At 68.3% G+C, this 19,236-nt stretch carries 13 protein-coding genes; 9 read left to right on the top strand and 4 right to left on the bottom strand.

The features are described from left to right. Positions 1-134: 134 nt before the first annotated feature. Both V8Z74_RS23465 and V8Z74_RS23460 read right to left on the bottom strand, forming a co-directional pair. On the bottom strand, positions 135-1,379 hold the full coding sequence (locus V8Z74_RS23465) for a branched-chain amino acid ABC transporter substrate-binding protein (protein ID WP_349711627.1): 1,245 nt from the start codon (positions 1,377-1,379) through the stop codon (positions 135-137). A 39-nt stretch (positions 1,380-1,418) separates the two neighbouring features. Next, positions 1,419-2,159 (bottom strand): TetR/AcrR family transcriptional regulator, encoded by a 741-nt coding sequence (locus tag V8Z74_RS23460; protein ID WP_349711625.1) that lies wholly within the window; start codon positions 2,157-2,159, stop codon positions 1,419-1,421. Positions 2,160-2,323: 164 nt separating this feature from the next. Here V8Z74_RS23460 and V8Z74_RS23455 point away from each other — a divergent pair, with 164 nt between their 5' ends. The 4 genes from V8Z74_RS23455 (at position 2,324) to V8Z74_RS23440 (ending at position 9,741) form a co-directional block, all read left to right on the top strand. Beyond that, on the top strand, positions 2,324-3,922 hold the full coding sequence (locus V8Z74_RS23455) for an AMP-binding protein (RefSeq protein WP_349711622.1): 1,599 nt from the start codon (positions 2,324-2,326) through the stop codon (positions 3,920-3,922). A gap of 698 nt (positions 3,923-4,620) precedes the next feature. After that, entirely contained in the window at positions 4,621-7,917 is a 3,297-nt protein-coding gene (locus V8Z74_RS23450; protein WP_349711620.1) for an acetyl-CoA carboxylase family protein, read from the top strand. Between the two features lie 232 nt (positions 7,918-8,149). Next, positions 8,150-9,295 carry an aminotransferase class V-fold PLP-dependent enzyme gene (locus V8Z74_RS23445; RefSeq protein WP_066475711.1) on the top strand — a complete coding sequence of 382 codons (1,146 nt, stop codon included), beginning with the start codon at positions 8,150-8,152 and terminating at the stop codon, positions 9,293-9,295. 17 nt (positions 9,296-9,312) lie between these two features. Further along, complete coding sequence (locus V8Z74_RS23440; RefSeq protein ID WP_066475719.1) at positions 9,313-9,741, top strand: FKBP-type peptidyl-prolyl cis-trans isomerase; 429 nt, start codon at positions 9,313-9,315, stop codon at positions 9,739-9,741. Positions 9,742-9,756: 15 nt separating this feature from the next. Here V8Z74_RS23440 and norR read toward each other — a convergent pair whose 3' ends face one another. Continuing rightward, the gene (gene norR, locus V8Z74_RS23435; protein ID WP_349711617.1) at positions 9,757-11,376 is read right to left on the bottom strand and encodes a nitric oxide reductase transcriptional regulator NorR; all 1,620 of its coding nucleotides are present in this window, start codon (positions 11,374-11,376) and stop codon (positions 9,757-9,759) included. A 160-nt stretch (positions 11,377-11,536) separates the two neighbouring features. On the opposite strand from norR, the gene hmpA reads away from it, so the two are divergent. Then, the gene (hmpA, locus tag V8Z74_RS23430; protein WP_349711615.1) at positions 11,537-12,715 is read left to right on the top strand and encodes an NO-inducible flavohemoprotein; all 1,179 of its coding nucleotides are present in this window, start codon (positions 11,537-11,539) and stop codon (positions 12,713-12,715) included. A 219-nt stretch (positions 12,716-12,934) separates the two neighbouring features. Continuing rightward, positions 12,935-14,176, top strand: a complete 1,242-nt coding sequence (locus V8Z74_RS23425; RefSeq protein ID WP_349711613.1) for a hypothetical protein — start codon at positions 12,935-12,937, stop codon at positions 14,174-14,176. Between the two features lie 89 nt (positions 14,177-14,265). Here the strand turns inward: V8Z74_RS23425 and V8Z74_RS23420 are convergent, their stop codons facing one another. Then, complete coding sequence (locus tag V8Z74_RS23420; RefSeq protein WP_066475729.1) at positions 14,266-14,511, bottom strand: DUF3297 family protein; 246 nt, start codon at positions 14,509-14,511, stop codon at positions 14,266-14,268. Between the two features lie 521 nt (positions 14,512-15,032). On the opposite strand from V8Z74_RS23420, the gene V8Z74_RS23415 reads away from it, so the two are divergent. The 3 genes from V8Z74_RS23415 to V8Z74_RS23405 form a co-directional block, all read left to right on the top strand. Further along, complete coding sequence (locus tag V8Z74_RS23415) at positions 15,033-16,448, top strand: TackOD1 domain-containing metal-binding protein (protein WP_349711611.1); 1,416 nt, start codon at positions 15,033-15,035, stop codon at positions 16,446-16,448. A gap of 2 nt (positions 16,449-16,450) precedes the next feature. After that, positions 16,451-17,776, top strand: coding sequence for a glycosyltransferase family 2 protein (locus tag V8Z74_RS23410; protein WP_066475731.1), 1,326 nt, complete (start codon positions 16,451-16,453; stop codon positions 17,774-17,776). Between the two features lie 10 nt (positions 17,777-17,786). Then, on the top strand, positions 17,787-19,236 hold a 1,450-nt coding region (locus V8Z74_RS23405; protein ID WP_349711609.1), incomplete at its 3' end, for a TolC family protein.

Genomic DNA, 19,236 nt, shown 5'->3' with positions numbered 1-19,236 from the left:
GCGCCTTCCCCCTCTCTCGCTTCGCGGGAGGGGGACGACAGCCTCGCTGCGGGGCGGCCCTTGCTTGCTGTCTCTGGCGTGAGGCCGCGCCCGGTGCAAGCTTCAGTGGCAGAGACTAAAGCCTATTTCTATTTTTATGGCCGCTTCATCTGGCACTCGGTCGGCAGCTCCACCTGCTGCGGCGTGTAGACGGCGTCGGTGCGAAAGCCGTAGTTTGTGCCTTCCCAGCCGGTCTTGACCAGCTTGCCGTCCACGGGCGCGATGGTGTTGACCACCTGGGGCAGCAGCAGCTGGTGGTCCTTGCCGCGCATTTTCACGGGGCCGACGATGGTGTCCATCTGCAGGTCTTCCAGGGCCTTGGCGATCTTCACGGGCTCCGTGGACCGGGCCTGTGCGACGGCTGCGGCCAGCATGCGCGGCACCAGGTCCATGCGGGGGGCGAGAAAGTCCTTGCCCGTCCGGGCCTTGTAGTCCCTGGCGCGGGCGTCGGCCTGGGGACGGTCGGCCTGGCCCGGATGCCATTCGGCCACCCAGGTCAGCTGGCCTATCCTGGTCTGCGAAATGGAGGTCACCGTGCCCGGAAAGCCGCCGGCGCTGTGGTTGAAATAGCGCAGGTTGTAGCCCGAGTCGGCAGCGGACTTGAGCAGCAGCGCCAGATCCTGGCCCCAGTTGCCGGTGATGACCGAATCCGCTCCGGCTTCCTTGATCTTGGCCACATAGGGCGCGAAATCCTTGACCCGGCCTATGGGATGCAGGGTCTCGCCGACGAACTGGATGTCGGGCCGCGCCTTGCCCACCAGGTCCCGGCCGTAGTGGGCCCATTGCTTGCCGTGGGCATAGTCCTGGTTGAGCAGGTAGATCTTCTGGATCGCGGGCTGGGTCTTGATGTAGTTGGCAATGGCCTGCATGCGCATGGCCGTGTTGGCGTCGAACATGAAATGCCAGAAGCTGCAGGACTTGCCCGTGAGGTCGGGATCGATGGAGGAGTGGTTGAGCACCAGCACCTCCTTGCCCGGGTTGCGCTGGTTGTAGCGCGACGCGGCCTGCACCAGCGCCGCGACGACCGAGGAGCCCGAGCCGCCCGTGACCACCACGCGCGCACCCTGGTCTATGGCAGCCTGCAGCGCGCTCTGGCTTTCCTGGGCCGACAGCTTGCTGTCGAACTGCAGCAGCTGCAGCTTGTCGCCGTTGTACAGCCCGCCTTTGGCATTCACGTCGTCCACCGCGTACTGCACATGGTCGCGCATCAGCTCGCCGGTGCTGACGAAGGGGCCGGACAGCGGATCGATGAAGGCGATCTTGAACGGCTCGGCAGCCTGCGCCGACAGCGCGGCGGTGCAGGCCGCGGCGGCGGCGAGAGCGGAAAGGCGGATGGGCATGGGCTTGTCTCCTGTGGATGTTGATGGCGCCTGGGTCGGCTATGCGGGGCTGCCCGGCGGCTTGGCTGCGGCTTTCTTCCTGGCCCGGGCCGGCTTGGCGGAAGTCGCCGGCGGGGGGGCGGGAGAGGCGGAAGAGGCGGGCACGGCTTGCAGACCCAGCACGCGCGAGGCCAGCTCGGTCAGCTCGGCCACCATTTCCGCGGCGCCCAGGCGCCCGCCGGGGCGGTACCAGTTGTAGAGAAAGCCGGGCAGGCTGCAGGCGGCCTGGGCGGTGATGCGGGTCTCGCGGAAATGGAAGTGGCCGCTGGCGCGCCCTTGCTCCAGCAGTTCGCAGAACTGCCTGTAGAACTGCCGGGCCAGCGTGCGCGAGGCCTTCTGGTAGGCCGGGCTGAAGGCCTGGGGCTCCCGGTAAGGGAAGAAGCCCGCCGGATAGTGGGCGATGGTGGCCGCGATCAGGCGCTGCAGCCCGTCGATGGCCTTTTCGTGCGCGGGGCGTGGATCGTCGGCCGCGAAGTCCAGCACCGTGAAGCAGGCCTCTGTGGGAGCCCAGCACAGGGTCTCGAAGATTTCCTGCTTGTTGCGGAAGTAGTAGTAGACGAAGGGCTTGGTCACGCCCAGCGCCTGCACGATCTGCTCGATCGTGGTGTTGGCATAGCCGTTGCGGTCGAACAGGGCTTCGGCGGCCTTGAGTATGCGTTCGCGTTTTTCGTCGGAGCCCGCCGTGGGCAGGCGCTGCCTGCCGCGCGGCGAGACCGGAGCTTTTCTGGGGGCGCTGGGCATGCGTCTGGTGTGTGTTGCTAGAGTTATACCGATAGGTAGCATTGTTCTACCGACGGGTATATATTGGCAAGACATGGAGGCGGGGCAAGGCCTATGGCAATCCCTGAGAGCGCGCTACAAAGCACGCCGCGCCTCGCGTTCCACCAGACACCCAGGAGACAACCATGGCTGATTCTGAGTCTCTCATTCCCCTGCATGAGGCCTTGCGGCGCAATGCGCGCAACCATCCCGGGCGCGATGCCTACATCTGGTACGGACAGCACATCAGCTGGCGCCAGATGGACGATGCCAGCGACGCCGTGGCCGCGCGCCTGCAGGCGCTGGGCGTGAAGAAGGGCGAGCCCGTGGCCCTGTTCATGAACAACTGCCCGCAATACATCGTGGCCCACTACGCGGTGCAGAAGATAGGTGCCATCGTCTGCCCCTGCGGGCCGCTGAACAAGGAGCACGAGCTCGAATACCAGCTGGGCGACCTGCAGGCGCGCGTCATCATCGCGGCCGACGTGCTGCTGCCCATCGTGGACAAGGTGCGCGCCACCACGGCGCTGCAGCATGTGCTGGCCGTGCGCTATGCCGACTGGCTGCCCGCACGGGCCACGCTGCCGCTGCCGGCCGAGCTGCAGGCGCCCGTGCAGCCGCTGCCGCAGGGCGTGGAGTCGGTCTGGGACATCATGCACGGCGGTGCCCGGCCCGCGCCCGTGGATGTCTGCCTGGACGACGTGGCGCTCATGACCTATACCTCGGGCACCACGGGCCTGCCCAAGGGCGCCATGCTCAGCTACGGCAATGCGGCCAGCAAGACGGCGGCGGCCTCGTCCTCCACCTGCGTGACCGATGCCGACGTGCTGCTGGCCGTGGCGCCGCTGTACCACATCGCCGGCATGTCCATGGGCGTGAACATGCCCGTGCACTCGGGCGCAGTCTGCGTGCTGCTGCACCGCTTCGATCCGCTGGCCGTGGCCCAGGCGCTGGAGCGCTACCGCGTGACCTGGTGGTACAGCATCGCGCCCATGAACGTGGCCGTCATGCAGCTGCCCGGCGTGGAGAACATGGACTTCAGCTCGCTGCGCCGCAATACCGTGACCAGCTTCGGCATCACCTATACCCGGGAGCTGGCCGAGCAGTGGAAGCGCTTCACGCCCAACGCCATCTCCAGCGAGGCCTCGTACGGCCTGAGCGAAACCCACACCATGGACACCTCCATGCCCGGCGACGCCATCCGCTGGGGCACGCACGGCAAGCCCCAGCCGGGCAACGAGATCCGCATCATCGACCCAGAGACCGGCGCGCAGATGCCGACGGGCGAGGTGGGCGAGATCATCATCCGCGGCCCGGGCAACTTCAAGGGCTACTGGAACAAGCCCGAGGCCACGGCCAAGACGCTGAAGAACGGCTGGGTCCACACGGGCGACATGGGCCGCATCGACGCCGACGGCTACCTCACCTTCATCGGCCGCTTCAAGGAAATGATCAAGGTCTCGGGCTACAGCGTGTTCCCCGAGGAGGTGGAGACCATTCTGATCAAGCATCCGGCGATCGCGCAGGCCGCCGTGATCGGCGTGCCCGATCCGCAAAAGGGCGAGGTGGTGCGCGCCTTCATCGTGAGAAAGCCCGGCCAGGCGCTGGAGGCCGAGGAGCTGCTGGCCTGGTCCAGGGACAACATGGCCACTTACAAGGCGCCGCGCGACGTGCGGTTCATCGATGCGCTGCCGGCGACGGGCGCGGGCAAGGTGCTGAGGCGATTCCTGCGGGATATCGAGTGAGGCATTCTGTTGTGCATGCGCGTATGTTGAGGCTGAAGACAGAATCCGGGTCTCGCCCCGGCAGGCGGGTTCCTTTCTTGCTCGTGCAAGAAAGGAGCCAAATAACACGCCCCCCCCTGTCTGCGGCCCTTCGGGCAACCTGCGCCACGAGGCTTGCGGAGTGCGCCGCCCAACTCACTAAGCGCCACATATGAACATGCGGCGCTGCGTTCAAACAAACGGCGGCGAGTCAGTCTACGAGGTGGCTGCACTCTGCGGTGCAGCCGCCACCCCGCAAGCCTCGTGCCGCAGGCACAGACACAGGGGGGTGAAAACGGCTCAGTCCGGTTCCTGTGTCTTATCCCCTTTTTGGCTGCGCCTGCGGCGCCCGGTTCAGGCGGCGGGCAACGCTGCCGCAGGACAGCGTTGCTTCGTGATCTGGCTTGCGCCCGTTTGTTTGAGCGAAGCGCTGCAAGGCGCGCAGCGAGTTGGGGCGCACCGCAGGCTGAATCGGGTGACGCAGGTTTGCCCGGAGCGAAGCGCAGGGACGCAGACAACGGGGCACATTTCTTGGGTACTTTCTTGCTGTGCGGCAAGAAAGTACCTCGCCTGCCAGGGCGAAACCCGGCCTCCCTCCTTCAAGCAAACGTGCCGCTCACATCTGCCGATGCAAGTCCGAGCGAACGCGCCTGTGCAACCACTCCTGAACTGGAAATCGAATGTTTGAAAAAGTACTGATTGCGAACCGTGGAGAGATTGCGCTGCGCATCCAGAGAGCCCTGCAGGAGCTGGGCGTGGCCAGCCTTGCCGTGTATGCGCAGGACGATGCCCAGGCCCCGCATGTGGCGGCCGCCGACGAGGCCGTGGCCCTGGGGGCCAGCGGCCCGGGCGCCTACCTGGATGGCGAACGGCTGCTGCAGATTGCGCGGGGGCATGGCTGCGACGCGCTGCATCCGGGCTATGGCTTTCTGAGCGAGAACGCGGACTTCGCCAGGGCCTGCGCGGCGGCCGGCGTACGCTTCATCGGCCCCACGCCAGAGCAGCTGGCGCTGCTGGGCGACAAGGCCCGGGCCCGCGCGCTGGCGCTGCAAAGCGATGTGCCCCTGATGCCCGGCAGCCAGGAGGCCGTGACGCTGGAGCAGGCCCAGGCCTTCTTCGCGGCGCAGCAGGCCGGTGGCGCCAGCGGCATCATGGTCAAGGCCATCGGCGGCGGCGGCGGGCGCGGCATGCGCGCGGTGACGCAGGCGCACGAGCTGGCCGAGGCCTACGAGCGCTGCCGCAGCGAGGCGCGCGCGGCCTTCGGCGTGGATGGCGTCTACGTGGAGCGCCTGATGACGGGCGCGCGCCATATCGAGATCCAGGTGCTGGGCGACGGCAGCGAGTGGCCCGTGGCGCTGGGCGAGCGCGAATGCACGCTGCAGCGGCGCTTCCAGAAGCTGGTCGAGATCGCGCCCAGCCTCAGCCTGCCGCAGACGCTGCGCGAGCGCATCACGCGCGACGCGTTGCGCATGGCCGGCGGCCTGCGCTACGAAAGCCTGGGCACCTTCGAGTTCCTGGTGGACCTGAAATCCGCCAGCCTGCCCTATGTGTTCATCGAGGCCAACCCGCGCCTGCAGGTGGAGCACACCATCACCGAGGAAGTCTTCGGCGTGGACCTGGTGCAGGCGCAGATCCGCATCGCCGCGGGCGAGCACCTGACGGACCTGGGTCTGGATGCGGCCGCGCCGCCGCAGCCGCGCGGCTATGCCGTGCAGTGGCGCATCAACGCCGAGACGCTGGATGCGCAGGGCCGCTCGCGCCCGGGCAGCGGCCGCATCGCGGGCCTGCGCTGGCCCCAGGGGCCGGGCATACGCATCGATTCCCACGCGGTGCAGGGCGCCAGCCCTTCGCCGCATTACGACACGCTGCTGGCCAAGCTCGTCGTGCATAGCCCCGCGCCGCGCTTCGGCGATGTGCTGCGGCGCTCGCAGCGCGCGCTGGCCGAATGCCGCATCCAGGGCCCGGCGACCAATCTGGCCCTGCTGCGGGCGCTGTCGCAGCGCCCCGAGATGGACAGCCAGGCCGTGCACACGCGCTGGCTGGAGGAGGTGCTGCCGGAACTGGTGGTTGCTTCCGAAAAGATAGCTGACAGCGCAATCCATGATGCGGTTCCAAATGGAAATGCATCTGAAATGTCCGCGGGCCAAGCGCAGGATGCTCCTGAAAACGCTGTGCTCGCGCCTATGCCGGCGCGTGTCGTGCAATGGAGCGTGGCCGAGGGCGACAGCGTGCCGCGCGGTGCCGAGCTGGGCATTCTCGAGGCCATGAAGATGCAGCATGTGCTGCTGGCAAGCCGAGCCGGCACCGTGGGCCAGCTGCTGGCCGAGCCCGGCAGCTACGTGGTGCAGGACCAGCCGCTGCTGGTGCTGGCGCCGGCCGAGGGCGATGCCGCCCATGCCCAGGCCGAGCAGCGGGCGCAGGACCCGGACCATATCCGCGCGGACCTGCAGCGCGTTCTGGACCGCCATGCCTTCACGCGGGACGCGGCGCGGCCCCAGGCCATGGACAAGCGCCATGCCCAGGGTGGCCGCAGCGCGCGCGAGAACATCGCCGACCTCTGCGACGAGGGCAGCTTCATCGAATACGGCGCGCTGGCGATCGCCGCGCAGACGCGCCGGCGCAGCATCGAGGATCTGGTGGCCAACACGCCGGCCGACGGCATGGTCACGGGCATGGGTTCCATCAATCGCGCGCAGTTCGGCGAGGAGAAGGCGCGTGCCGTGGTCATGGCCTATGACGCCACCGTGCTGGCCGGCACCCAGGGCTCTCGCAACCATGCCAAGACCGACCGCATGCTGGGCATTGCCCTGCAGCAGAAGCTGCCCGTGGTGCTATTCGCCGAAGGCGGCGGCGGGCGCCCCGGCGATACCGACACGCCCGTGGTCGCAGGCCTGCATGTGCACACCTTCGCTGCCTATGCGGCGCTGTCGGGCCAGGTGCCCGTGGTGGGCATCGCGCACGGGCGCTGCTTCGCGGGCAATGCGGCGCTGCTGGGATGCAGCGACGTCATCATCGCCACGCGCGCAAGCACCATCGGCATGGGCGGGCCGGCCATGATCGAAGGCGGCGGCTTGGGCGTGTTCAAGCCCGAGCAGGTCGGTCCCAGCGGCGTGCAGCATGCCAACGGCGTGATCGACATCCTGGTCGATGACGAGGCCGGGGCCGTGGCCGCGGCCCGGCACTACCTCTCGTTCTTCCAGGGCCGCACGCATGAATGGAATGCTCCTGATACGCGGCTGCTGCGCCATGTGGTGCCCGAGAACCGCCTGCGCGCCTACGACACGCGCGCGGCCATGGCGCACCTGGTGGACCAGGGCAGCCTGCTCATGCTGCGCACGGGCTTTGGCGCCGGCATCCACACGGCGCTGGGGCGCATCGAGGGCCGCCCCGTGGGGCTGCTGGCCAACAATCCCTCGCACCTGGGCGGGGCCATCGATGCCGATGCCGCCGACAAGGCCGCGCGCTTCATGCAGCTGTGCAATGCGCATGGCATCGCCATCGTCAGCCTGGTCGACACGCCCGGCTTCATGGTCGGACCCGAGGTGGAAAAAACAGGCCAGGTGCGCCACGTCAGCCGCCTGTTCGTCACGGCCGCCAAGCTGCGCGTGCCGTACTTCAGCGTGGTGCTGCGCAAGGGCTACGGCCTGGGCGCCATGGGCATGACGGCGGGCAGCTTCCATGCGCCCATCTTCAACGTCGCCTGGCCCACGGGGGAGTTCGGCGCCATGGGCCTGGAAGGCGCGGTGCGCCTGGGTTTCCGCAAGGAACTCGAAGCCCTGCCCGAAGGCGCCGAGCGCGATGCGCTGTTCCAGAAGCTGCTGGCCCAGCAATACGCCCACGGCGAGGCCATGCACATGGCCAGCACGCTGGAAATCGATGCCGTGATCGACCCTGCCGAGACGCGTGCCTGGCTGGCGCGCGGGCTGGCCGGATCGCGCCTGCGCGACGAGCCCACGCGGTTTGTCGATACCTGGTAGCCGCCGTGGCGGACCCTGGAAGAAGGCCGCAGCCTTGCCGGAGGCTGCGGCCCTTGTTTTGGGGGCCTGCCGGGCGCCCTCCACGACGCGCGCGCGGAGCTGCTTGCTGGCGCTGGACGCCCGTCTTCCCATGCTAAGCTGGAAGTCTTGACTCAATATCCGGCCGCGCCCGGCGTGGCCCCGGCCGCGGCTTCGGCAAGCGCAGCGCGGCCCCTGTGACTGGAGATAACCCATGCCCGGACTTCTGCCCGATATCGATCCCGACGGCCTGCTCGAATTCTCGGTGGTCTATACCGACCGCGCGCTCAACCACATGTCCAAGCGCTTCATCGGCGTGATGCAGGACATCCTGGGCACGCTCAAGCATGTCTACCACGCCCATACCGCGGTGCTGGTGCCCGGCAGCGGCACCTTCGGCATGGAGGCCGTGGCGCGGCAGTTCGCCAACAAGGAAAAAGTGCTGATCGTGCGCAACGGCTGGTTCAGCTACCGCTGGACGCAGATCTTCGACGAGGGCGGGCTGGGCGGCGGCTCGGTGGTGTGCAAGGCGCGCCGCCAGGGCCCGGGCAGCCAGGACCCGTGGGCGCCGTGCCCGGCCGGGGACGTGGCCGCGGCCATCCGCGCCGAAAAGCCCAAGGTCGTCTTTGCGCCGCATGTGGAAACGGCCAGCGGCATTCTGCTGCCCGACGAATACCTGCGCACCGTGGCCGATGCGGCGCACGAAGTCGGCGCGCTGTTCGTGCTCGACTGCGTGGCCTCGGGCGCCATGTGGGTGGACATGGAAAAGACCGGCGTGGACGTGCTGATCTCCGCGCCGCAAAAGGGCTGGAGCAGCTCGCCCTGCTGCGCCATGGTCATGCTCTCGGCCCGCGCGCGAGAGGCCATCGAGCATACCCAGAGCTCCAGCTTTTCCTGCGATCTCAAGAAGTGGATGCAGATCGCCGAGGGCTATGAAAAAGGCCAGCACGCCTATCACACCACCATGCCCACCGATGCGCTGGTGCGTCTGCGCGACGTGATGCTCGAAACCCGCGAATACGGCTTTGCCAAGGTGCGCGAGGAGCAGATCGCGCTGGGCGCCAAGGTGCGCGCGCTGCTCGAGTCCCGGGGCTTCCCGAGCGTGGCGGCCGAGGGCTTCAAGTCGCCCGGCGTGGTCGTCAGCTATACCACGGACCCCGAGATCCAGAGCGGCCGCGCCTTTCTCAAGGTCGGCTTGCAGACCGCTTCGGGCGTGCCCCTGCAGTGCGACGAAGGCCCGGACTTCCAGACCTTCCGCCTGGGCCTGTTCGGCCTGGAGAAATGGCACCAGCCGGACCGCAGCGTGGGCCATCTGTCCAAGGCGCTGGACGATATCGGCATTGCACCGGCCAAGGCCTGAACACGAGAAGGACTTCCATGAAGAAACTGCCATTGAAATCGCAGGCGGCATGGGCCCTGGCGGCCGCAGCCCTGTTTTCCGGCCTCTGCGCGCATGCGGCGCAGCCGGTGACCACGCCCAGCGGCCTGGTCTACGAAAGCATCACCGAAGGCACGGGCGCCAGCCCCAAGGCCACGGACACGGTCAAGGTGCACTACCGCGGCTACTTTCCCGAAACGGGCAAGGAGTTCGACAGCTCCTATGCGCGCCAGCAGCCCATCGACTTTCCGCTCAATGGCGTGATTCCCTGCTGGACCGAGGGCCTGCAGAAGATGAAGGTCGGCGGCAAGGCCAAGCTGACCTGCCCGCCCTCCATCGCCTACGGCAGCCGCGGCGCGGGCCGCGTGATTCCGCCCAACGCCACGCTCAACTTCGACGTGGAGCTGCTGGACGTCAAGAGCCGCTGACCGGCCCGGCGGGCATCAGCGCCTGATGCCGAGGCGCCTGGCCAGGCGCTGCAGGTTGGCGCGGTCCATCTGCAGCTCGCGCGCTGCGGCGGCCCAGCTGCCGTGGTGGCGTGCCAGGCTGGCGCTGACCAGGTCGCGCTCATAGGCGGCCACCGCCTCGCGCAGGCCGGCTGGCGCTGCGGCAGGCAGGTCCGTCACGGCCAGGCCCGGCAGGGCCGGCGACGCGGCCAGGGCGGGCGCGGTGCCCGCCTCCCGCGCGTTTCTCCCATCCCACAGGTCATGGGCGCCCAGCGTCACGATGCGCGGGCGCGAGCCGCCGCGCGCCGGCGCGCTGCCGGTGTTGCCCCGGCTCAGGGCCTTGAGCACGGCCCGGCTGATCAGGTGCTCCAGCTCGCGCACATTGCCGGGCCAGTCATGCGTGAGCAGGGCCGACTGGGCCCCAGCGTCGAGCCGCAGCCCGCCCAGCTGCAGGCGCGAGCGGTTTTCCTCCAGGAAGTAGCCGGCCAGCAGCAGCACATCGCTGTCGCGCTCGCGCAGCGGCGGCACGCTGAGCGGATAGACGTTGAGGCGGTGGTAGAAGTCGGCGCGCATGCGGCCGGCGCGCACATCCTCGGCCAGGTCGCGGTTGGTGGCCGCGATCACGCGCACGTCCACATGGTGCTCGCGGTCCGAGCCCAGGCGCTGCAGCTGCCCGCTTTGCAGCACGCGCAGCAGCTTGGCCTGCACGGGCAGCGACAGCTCGCCCACCTCGTCGAGGAACAGCGTGCCGTGGTGGGCCTGCTCGAACTTGCCGCTGCGCTCGGACAGCGCGCCCGTGAAGGCGCCGCGCACATGGCCGAAGAGTTCGCTTTCCACCAGGTTGTCGGGCAGTGCCGCGCAGTTGATGCTGATCAGCGGCTGGCCGGCGCGGCCCGATTGGGCGTGGACGGCGCGGGCCACCAGTTCCTTGCCCGTGCCGGTCTCGCCGGTGATGAGCACGCTCAGGTCGCTGGCCGCGACCAGGGCCACATCCTTGGCCAGCTGGCGCATGGCAGGGCTGTGGCCCAGCATTTCGCGCTCGCCGCTGGCGGCCGGATGGCCCGAGGCGGGGGCGCGCGCCGAGCGCGCCAGCTGCGCGAGCTGGTGCACGCGCTCGGCCGTGGCCACGGTGGCTGCGGCCAGGTTGCTGAAGGCCTGCAGCAGCGCGAGCGAGGCCGGGTCGGCAAAGCGGCCGGGCTCCAGCGCATCGAGCGTGAGCAGGCCCCAGGGCAGGCCGCCGGCCTGCAGCACGCAGCCCATGCAGTCGTGCACATGCAAATGGGCAATGGTCTGGCCGTGGTTGGCCACCAGGCCGTCATAGGGGTCGGGCAGCGGGCTGTCGGGCGCAAAGCGCATGGCCTGGCCGGCGGCCAGCAGCTGGGCAAAGCGCGGATGCTCGGCCAGCCGGAAGCGCCGGCCCAGGGTATCGGGCACCAGCCCGTCGATGGCCACGGGATGCAGCCACTCCCCGTCCAGGCGCAGCAGGGCCACGGCATCGGCGGGCAGCAGGGTGCGCAGCGCGGCGAGGAGGCGGCGCAGGCGTTCGCGCTCGGGCAGGTCCTGGGCCAGGTCGGCCACCAGCGGGATGACGGCGTTGAGAATATTGGATGTAGTCATAACGACACTGATTGATGTCATAAAGTCTACAACTGGATGGTGTCGATTTGACTGTGCATGGCGCAAGTCCTTGTTCTGGAAGAAGCCATTGGCTGGCACGGCGATTGCAATGTTCTTGCCGATCCCGCCAGCGGGCGGGCCACGACCAAGGAGTTTTTCCGTGCTGACCGAGAACCAACGCGCCATTGTCAAATCCACCGTACCGCTGCTCGAGACCGGCGGCGAGGCGCTGATCACCCATTTCTACAACACCATGCTGGGCGAGCATCCCGAAGTGCGCCCGCTGTTCAACCAGGCCCACCAGCAAAGCGGCGCCCAGCCGCGTGCGCTGGCCCACAGCGTGCTGATGTATGCCAAGCACATTGACCGGCTCGAAGCCCTGGGCGACCTGCCCGCGCAGATCGTCAACAAGCACGTGGCGCTGCAGGTGCAGCCCGAGCACTACCCCATCGTCGGCACCTGCCTGCTGCGCGCCATCCGCGAGGTGCTGGGCGCCGAGATCGCGACCGACGAGGTGCTGGCCGCCTGGGGCGCGGCCTACCAGCAGCTGGCCGACATCCTGATCGCCGCCGAGCGCAGCGTGTACGACCGCACGGCCCAGGCCGAAGGCGGCTGGCGCGGCGAGCGCGCCTTCACCGTCGAGAAGAAGGTGCAGGAAAGCGCCGAGATCACGTCTTTCTACCTGGTGCCCGCCGACGGCGGCAAGGTCATTGCCCACCTGCCGGGCCAGTACATCGGCCTGCGCGTGACGGTGGACGGCCAGGAGCAGCGCCGCAACTACTCGCTGTCGGCACCGGCCAACGGCAGGAGCCTGCGCATCAGCGTCAAGCGCGAGCCCCGCGGCAAGGTGTCCAATTTCCTGCACGACCAGGTGCAGGCGGGCGACACGCTGCAGCTGTTCCCGCCGGCCGGCCACTTCACGCTGCAGGACAGCGACAAGCCGCTGGTGCTGATCAGCGGCGGCGTCGGCATCACGCCCACGCTGCCCATGCTGGCCACGGCGCTGGCCGCCCGGCGTCCCGTGACCTTCATCCACTGCGCGCGCGAGCGCTCGGTCCATGCCTTCCGCGAGCGCATCGACCAGCTGGCCGCCGAGCATCCGCAGCTCACGCGCTACTACTGCTACGACCGCGCCGTGCCCGAGGACCAGGCCGATGCCGTCGGCTATCTGTCCGAGCAGCAGCTCAACGAATGGCTGCCCGCCTCGCGCGATGCCGACGTGTACTTCCTCGGCCCGCGTCCGTTCATGCGCGTGCTGCGCCGCCTGCTGCGGAATGTGGGCGTGCCCGACAAGCAGGTGCGCTACGAGTTCTTCGGCCCGGCCGAGGCGCTGGCATGATCGCGGGCGGAGCCGGCGCTGAAGCAGGCAGGCGCAGGGCTGCCTGCTCATGAAAAAAGAGCTGCTTGCGCACTGCCTGCAAGGAATTTCATGAATTCTGTTGAAGAATTCCTTGTGGATTCAGCGCAAGATGCTCTTTTTTAAGAAGCGAAGCGAGCCGGGCAGCTGCGGCATTCCATCCATGCCCGCCTACATGGCGGCCCATGCGCGGGCGCTACCATGGCGCGTCCCGGAGCCGCGCCTGCGGCCTGCCCGCCTGTCTGCCCCTCCTCGCCCATGGATTCCAGCGCCACTCCCGTTCTCGACCGTCTGCTCGCCGAAGGCGTGATCCGCCCGGACCACCATGCGCAGGCGCGCACGCGGCTGCAGGACCTGGAATGCGAGCCCCCTGGCAGCCTCGGCGGCGTCCTGCTGTGGCTGATGCACGAGCGGATTCTGTCGGTGCAGGACCTGGAGGAGATGGAGGAACTGGCGGTGTCGCAAGGCATGTTTGCCGGAAATGCCACGCGCCGGCAGGCGCTGCAGGAAATGCGGGCGGCCATGCAGCAGGAGATCGCGCAGCTTCGGCAGCAGGCGCGCCCGCGCTTGCCCTGGCTGGCCCTGGGCGGTGCGGCGGCCCTGGCGGCGGCCGTGGCCTGGTATGTGCTGGTACCGGCCGCGCCGCCGCGCTGCGACGACGCCGGCATCCAGCAGGCCCTGCGCATGGGCATGTTCCGCGCGCGCATGAAGAAGCTCCTGTCCGCCGAGCCGCCCGCCTCGGACATGTTCACGGCCACGTTCTCGGATGTCGAGGAGCTGGGCTACCTCAAGGCCCAGCGTTCGCGCGGCTGCGTGGCCACGGTGAAGATCGGCGAGCAATCCTCCACGATGGCCTACACCATCGCGCCGGACGGGCAAGGGCGGATGGCGGTGGAGAGCGGCCATCCGCGCGTCCTGCGCGCGCGCTACAGCCAGGTCGATGCCGACGGCCGCCCCATCGAGGCGGGGCAGCCGGCCGGTGCCCGGCGCCTGGCCGCGGCCTTCGAACAGGGCGTGGAAAGCTTCGAGAAGATGCGGCCCGCGCAGCCCATGGACAAGCGGCAACGCCGGGGGGATGCCGCGGACGTGCCGCCGGCCGAAGGCATTGCGCGCGGTGCCGTGCGCAACATCCAGCCGCTGGGCGCATGCCGGCCGCTGGGCGAGGGAAGATGGTCGTGCCGCCTGCAGGCCGAGTACCGCGACCGCCTGCTGGCCGCCCTGGGGCGCAGCGAGTGGGCGGTGCTGGAGGGCAGCTTCGACTTCGTGCAGGAGGGCCAGGACTGGCGCGTGGGAGACGATTTCATCCGCCAGTACATGGATGCCACCGTGCGCGCCAGGGTGGGCGAGATGAAGGGCGAGGAGGCCGCCGCGCGCCTGGAGGAAATCCAGAGCCGGCGCGCTACTGCCGGTCCGGCGGACGCGGCGGCCGGGCCGCAGCGCTGAGCGGGCGGTCGCGGCGTTGGAGCGCGGATCCGGCCGGCGCCGGCCTTGCCGCGCCAAGGTGCCGCGGGCCCCGGAGACCGGGGGAGTTCCTAGCGGTAGTAGGCCTCTACCGTGCCCTTGAGCTTGATCAGCAGCGGCTTGCCCTTGCGGTCCAGCGTCTTGCCGGCCGGCACCTTGATCCAGCCTTCGCTCACGCAGTATTCCTCCACATCGAAGCGGTCCTTGCCGTTGAAGCGGATGCCGATGTCGTGCTCGAACACGGCCGCCACATGGTGGGGGCTGCGCGGGTCGATGGACAGGTGGTCGGGAAGTTCGGGGCGTTGGCTGTCGGTCATGTCGTGCGAATCCAGAAAAACGCCTATTGTCCCCTGCTTTGGCGGCCTGGCCGGCCAGCCCCGCGCCGGAAGGTGGCGCTTTTTTCCTTCATGAAAACAAGCCTTTGGACTACTTTTGGCAATTCCTGGGGTTATTGGGTGCAGCAAATGTTACCTGCGGGCGTGCCAGAACGGCGGTTCATGTTTACATGTCTGCCAACAGTTCCCGACGAAACGCTGCTCATGTGTATCGAAGGTGGATTTTTGTGTCGAATCGCGCCCTCACTAGGGTGACCACAGTGGGAGCAGGGTGGTTGAAAACCCGGATCGGCAGGCCGCGGACGCCCCGGTTTTTCGACTCTGTATGTGGATGTAGCGGTAACGGAGAGGGGGCCTGTTTGTTCGCCAACGGCAACTTGGTTTTCAAAATTTAAAACCTATGAAAACGGTAGGCGAAGCGTCACGGACTGCCGAAAAAATGACCTCTCCGAAACCGCGCCCCGGGCTTGTACAGCCTGGCGCACACTACAGAGGAGAGTCTGATGGATACAGCCATCCGCACCAAGGCCAGCTTGGTATTTCTGGGGCCGCTCACCACAGCAGCAGCCCCTGAGTCAGAGCGGTCTGTCACCTACCCCGATCTGGACGCGCTGATGCGCTCCGGCGTGCAACCGCAGGGTATTTACTTGCGCTCCGTACCGCACCAGGTCTGGCGCAACTGGCTTCATCGCATCCGCCAGAGCGACTGGTGGAACCTGCCGGTCTTCGCGGAGCCGGCGCTGCGCGATGCGCAGCTGTATGTGGATGCGCTGTGCAGCGTGGAGCGGGCGCGCGAAATCACCGAAGGCATGGCGCTGCGCCGCCAGACCCTGCCCGACCCCGGCGACGTGCTGGGGCTGGAGGAGCGCCTGCTGTATTTCCTCTACGAGCGCGGCCAGCAGGCGGGCTTTCGGCCGCTGCTCGACCGCGACAGCGACCAGCTCTACCGCTATCCGGTGGCGGAGCAGCTGGCCTGCGCGCAGGAGAATGTTTCGCAGACCCTCGAGGAGCTGCGCCGCCGCGGGCTGCTGCGCTCCGAGGGCCTGGTGGACCGCACCCGGCTGTGCTCGGGCTGCGGCTCGGCCCACATCCACTTCGTGGACGTGTGCCCGCATTGCCAGAGCCTGGACATCCGCCGCGAACCGACGCTGCACTGCTTTGCCTGCGGCCATGTCAGCGCCGAATCGCAGTTCGTCGAGGGCGGCACGCTGGCCTGCCCCAAATGCCATGTGCATCTGCGCCACATCGGCGTGGACTATGACAAGCCGCTGGCCCAGTACCACTGCCGCAGCTGCCAGCGCTCCTCGGTCGACTCCATGGTGCAGGCGCGCTGCCTGGACTGCGCGCGCACCAGCACGCCCGACGAGCTGGAGGTGCGCGAGGTCGGCACGCTGATGCTCAGCGCCAGCGGGCGCCAGTCCGTGCGCAATGGCGGCGTGGGCGAGGCCTATCCGCCGCTGAAGGCGCGCAACTATGTGGACCCGCAGGGCTTCAAGCGCATGCTGGACTGGGCCAGCGACATCCAGGCGCGCAACCCCCAGTTCAGCTTCCACCTGATGCGCATGGAGCTCGAGCACACCGGCCTGCCGGACCAGCAGCTCAGCTCCTGGCAGATCACCGAGCTGCTGGACGAATTCGCCGTGCGCCTGAATGCGCAGCTGCGCGAGTCCGACCTGATCACCCGCGTGGACGAGCACAGCCTGTGGGTCATCCTGCCCTACACCATGCCGCAGGGCCTGCAAAGCCGCATCGAAAAAGCCATGGAGAAGCTGGCGCAGGAAGAGGGAGAGTCCAAGCACCTGGCCCTGTCCGTGCGCCTGCGCAGCATGGAGGTCAAGGCCGTGACCGGCGGCAAGGAAGCCCCGTCCGCCAGCAACCTGATGCAGAAGATGCAGGCCGGCACGCTGCAAGAGGCCTGACCATGTGGCAGCAGTTTGTCGAATCGTTCTGGCTGCTGGCGCACAGCTTCAGCACGCGGGGCGCATGGGATCTGGCCTTCAACCTGTTCCCGTTCGTGGTCCTGCTGGAGCTGCCGTTCTATGCGCTGGTCGTGGGCGGGATGCTGCGCTACGGGCTGCGCCACTGGCGCGCTCCGGCCCGGCGCCTGCAGTACCCGTCCGTGTCCTGCCTCATCACCTGCTACTCGGAGGGCGAGGATGTGCGCAAGACCATCAGCTCGCTGGTGAACCAGCGCTATGCGGGGCGCATCCAGATCATTCCCATCATCGACGGAGCCATCAAGAACAGCGACACGCTGCAGGCGGCGCTGTCCGAGGCCAGGCGCTGGGAAGGCGTCGAGGGGCGCGAAGTCGCCGTGCTGCCCAAGTGGCAGCGCGGCGGCCGGGTCTCGTCGCTGAACGCGGGGCTGACACTGGCCACCGGCGACGTGGTGATGGCGCTGGACGGCGATACCTCGTTCGACAACGACATGGTGGAGAACGCCACGCGCCACTTCGACGATCCGCGGGTGGCGGGCGTGGCCGGCAACCTGCGCGTGCGCAACCAGGGCAAGAACCTGGTGACCAAGCTGCAGGGGCTGGAATACATGCTCTCCATCAGCGGCGGCAAGACCGGGCTGTCCGAGTTCAACATCGTCAACAACATCTCGGGCGCCTTCGGCGTGTTCCGGACCTCGCTGGTCCGGCACCTGGGCGGCTGGGATGCGGGAACGGCGGAGGACCTGGACATCACGCTGCGCATCAAGCAGTACTTCGGCCGCCACCGCGGCATGCGCATCAAGTTCGAGCCGCATGCCATGGGGCATACCGACGCGCCGGAATCCTGGCGCGTGTTCTTCAGGCAGCGCGTGCGCTGGGACGGGGACATGTACTACCTGTTCGTGCGCAAGTACCGCTTCAATCTGCGGCCTTCGCTGCTGGGCTGGCCGAACTTCCTGTTCACCCTGGTCAACGGCCTGCTCATGCAGCTGGTGCTGCCCTATCTGATCGTGGGCTCGCTGGCGCTGCTGCTGTTCATCCAGCCGCTGGGCATCGTGCTGGGCACGCTGGCCTTCGTGTACCTGGGCTACCTGGTGCTGCTGCTCGCCTATTACCTGGTCTATCTGGCCACGGTGTCGGAGCGCGTCCGGCTGGACCTGTCCTATCTGCCGTACCTGCCGCTGTTTCCGCTCTTCGCCTTCGTGACGCGGGTGCACAGCGGCTACGCCATCCTGGTGGAGGCGCTGACCCATTCGCATCTGGATTCGTCCATGGCACCCAGCTGGGTGCTGCGCAAGAACAAATTCTAAAAACCAACGCATGAAACCATTTTTCCTTCATTCCCTGTCGGGTAGGCCGTACCGTGTCCGCGCGCTGAGCGGCCTGATCGGCGCGGGCCTGCTGGCCGGCGCGCTGGGCACGAGCGCGCAGACGGCGGTGTCCGCGGCGCCGGCCGCACCCGCCTCTGCCGCCGACGCAGGCCAGCCCTGGAGCTGGTCCGATCTGCTGGCCTGGAGCGCGGAGCAGGGCCCTGCCGTGCGCCTGGCGCGCCTCAAGGAGCATGTGGCCAGCAGCAATCTCAAGCTGGTCGAGTCGGACAACGGCGTGCGGCTCGTCGCGGCCACCAGCCTCACGCGCGCCAAGGAGCCGGTGACGGACACCCTGAACCGCAACTACAGCCGCCTGGCGGGCCAGGCCGGCCTGCGCTGGAGCTTCCTGGGCGCCGAGGAAGCACGCCGGCGCAGCGTGCTGGAGGCCAGGACCGAGCAGCTGAGCAGCACCGCGCAGACCCAGCTGCTGCAGGCACAGGCCGTGACGGAGCTGGGACGGCTGTATGTGCGCTATCTGCGCAGCCAGCAGCGCGAGCAGGTGGCGCAGGCCTATCTGTCCACGCGCACCCAGATCGAAGGCAGGCTGCAGGAGCGCGTGGCTGGCGGCCACATGCTGCGCTCGGAAGGGCTGGACCTGCAGGGCTATTACGAGGCTGCGCAGAACCGCGTGGCCAGGGAGAGGGAAGTGCAGCGTGCCGCCTTGCAGCAAATGGGTTTCCTCACCGGCCGCCATCTGCGCCCCCAGCCCGTGCCGGCGCTGGCCATGCCGCAGGCCTGCATGAGCCCGGCCGTGCTGCAGGATGCGCTCAATACGCATCCCGCGCTGGAATCCGCGCGCTATGCGATGGAAGGCACGCGGGAGCAGGCCCGGCACACGCGCTATGGCGGCGTGATCGGGGGCGTGCAGCTGAGCCAGAGCCTGAGCAAGGATTTCGGGGGCAGCCCCGGCCATGCGACGGCCGTGGCCGTGGATGTGTCCATTCCCTTGCAGTGGCGCAGCCAGAAGGACGCGATGGCGGCCAAGCTGCAGGGCCAGTATGACGAGGCGGCCGAGCAGTACGCGCAGACCCAGAGCAAGCTGCAGCTGGAGCAGCAGACCGTGCTGGAGCAGTACAAGCTGAACCAGAACGAGCTCAAGAGCAGCGCGCAGCGCTATGCGGCGGCCACCGAAGGGCTGCGCGTGGCCCAGCTGCGCGCGCCCAGCCTGGACGGCGACGGCCTGGTGCAGGCCATCAAGGCCGGCAACGGCCGCTACGAAGCGGCGGTGCGCTACATCAGCGCCGCCGAAGAGGTGGACCTCGCGGCCATGGACATGCTGTACTACACGCGCGGCTGCAGCCTGCAGACGCGCAACGACGATCCCGCTGCAGGCCGCCGTGCTGCAGCGCACGGGCGCCGCGGCTCCCGCAGCGCTGCGGCCGCCGGCGCGCGCGCGCTGG

It is taken from the genome of Comamonas sp. w2-DMI (assembly GCF_040187735.1).
Classification (GTDB): domain Bacteria; phylum Pseudomonadota; class Gammaproteobacteria; order Burkholderiales; family Burkholderiaceae_C; genus Comamonas; species Comamonas terrae.
The sequence above is the reverse complement of the archived record's forward strand: the minus strand, read 5'-3'. Positions and strand labels throughout refer to the sequence as shown.

What these genes read in the sequence shown, in the direction of transcription:
- V8Z74_RS23465 (WP_349711627.1), bottom strand. Translation starts at nt 1,379, where the DNA reads ATGCCCATCCGCCTTTCCGCTCTCGCCGCCGCCGCGGCCTGCACCGCC.
- V8Z74_RS23460 (WP_349711625.1), bottom strand. Translation starts at nt 2,159, where the DNA reads ATGCCCAGCGCCCCCAGAAAAGCTCCGGTCTCGCCGCGCGGCAGGCAG.
- V8Z74_RS23455 (WP_349711622.1), top strand. Translation starts at nt 2,324, where the DNA reads ATGGCTGATTCTGAGTCTCTCATTCCCCTGCATGAGGCCTTGCGGCGC.
- V8Z74_RS23450 (WP_349711620.1), top strand. Translation starts at nt 4,621, where the DNA reads ATGTTTGAAAAAGTACTGATTGCGAACCGTGGAGAGATTGCGCTGCGC.
- V8Z74_RS23445 (WP_066475711.1), top strand. Translation starts at nt 8,150, where the DNA reads ATGCCCGGACTTCTGCCCGATATCGATCCCGACGGCCTGCTCGAATTC.
- V8Z74_RS23440 (WP_066475719.1), top strand. Translation starts at nt 9,313, where the DNA reads ATGAAGAAACTGCCATTGAAATCGCAGGCGGCATGGGCCCTGGCGGCC.
- norR (WP_349711617.1), bottom strand. Translation starts at nt 11,376, where the DNA reads ATGACTACATCCAATATTCTCAACGCCGTCATCCCGCTGGTGGCCGAC.
- V8Z74_RS23425 (WP_349711613.1), top strand. Translation starts at nt 12,935, where the DNA reads ATGGCGCGTCCCGGAGCCGCGCCTGCGGCCTGCCCGCCTGTCTGCCCC.
- V8Z74_RS23420 (WP_066475729.1), bottom strand. Translation starts at nt 14,511, where the DNA reads ATGACCGACAGCCAACGCCCCGAACTTCCCGACCACCTGTCCATCGAC.
- V8Z74_RS23415 (WP_349711611.1), top strand. Translation starts at nt 15,033, where the DNA reads ATGGATACAGCCATCCGCACCAAGGCCAGCTTGGTATTTCTGGGGCCG.
- V8Z74_RS23410 (WP_066475731.1), top strand. Translation starts at nt 16,451, where the DNA reads ATGTGGCAGCAGTTTGTCGAATCGTTCTGGCTGCTGGCGCACAGCTTC.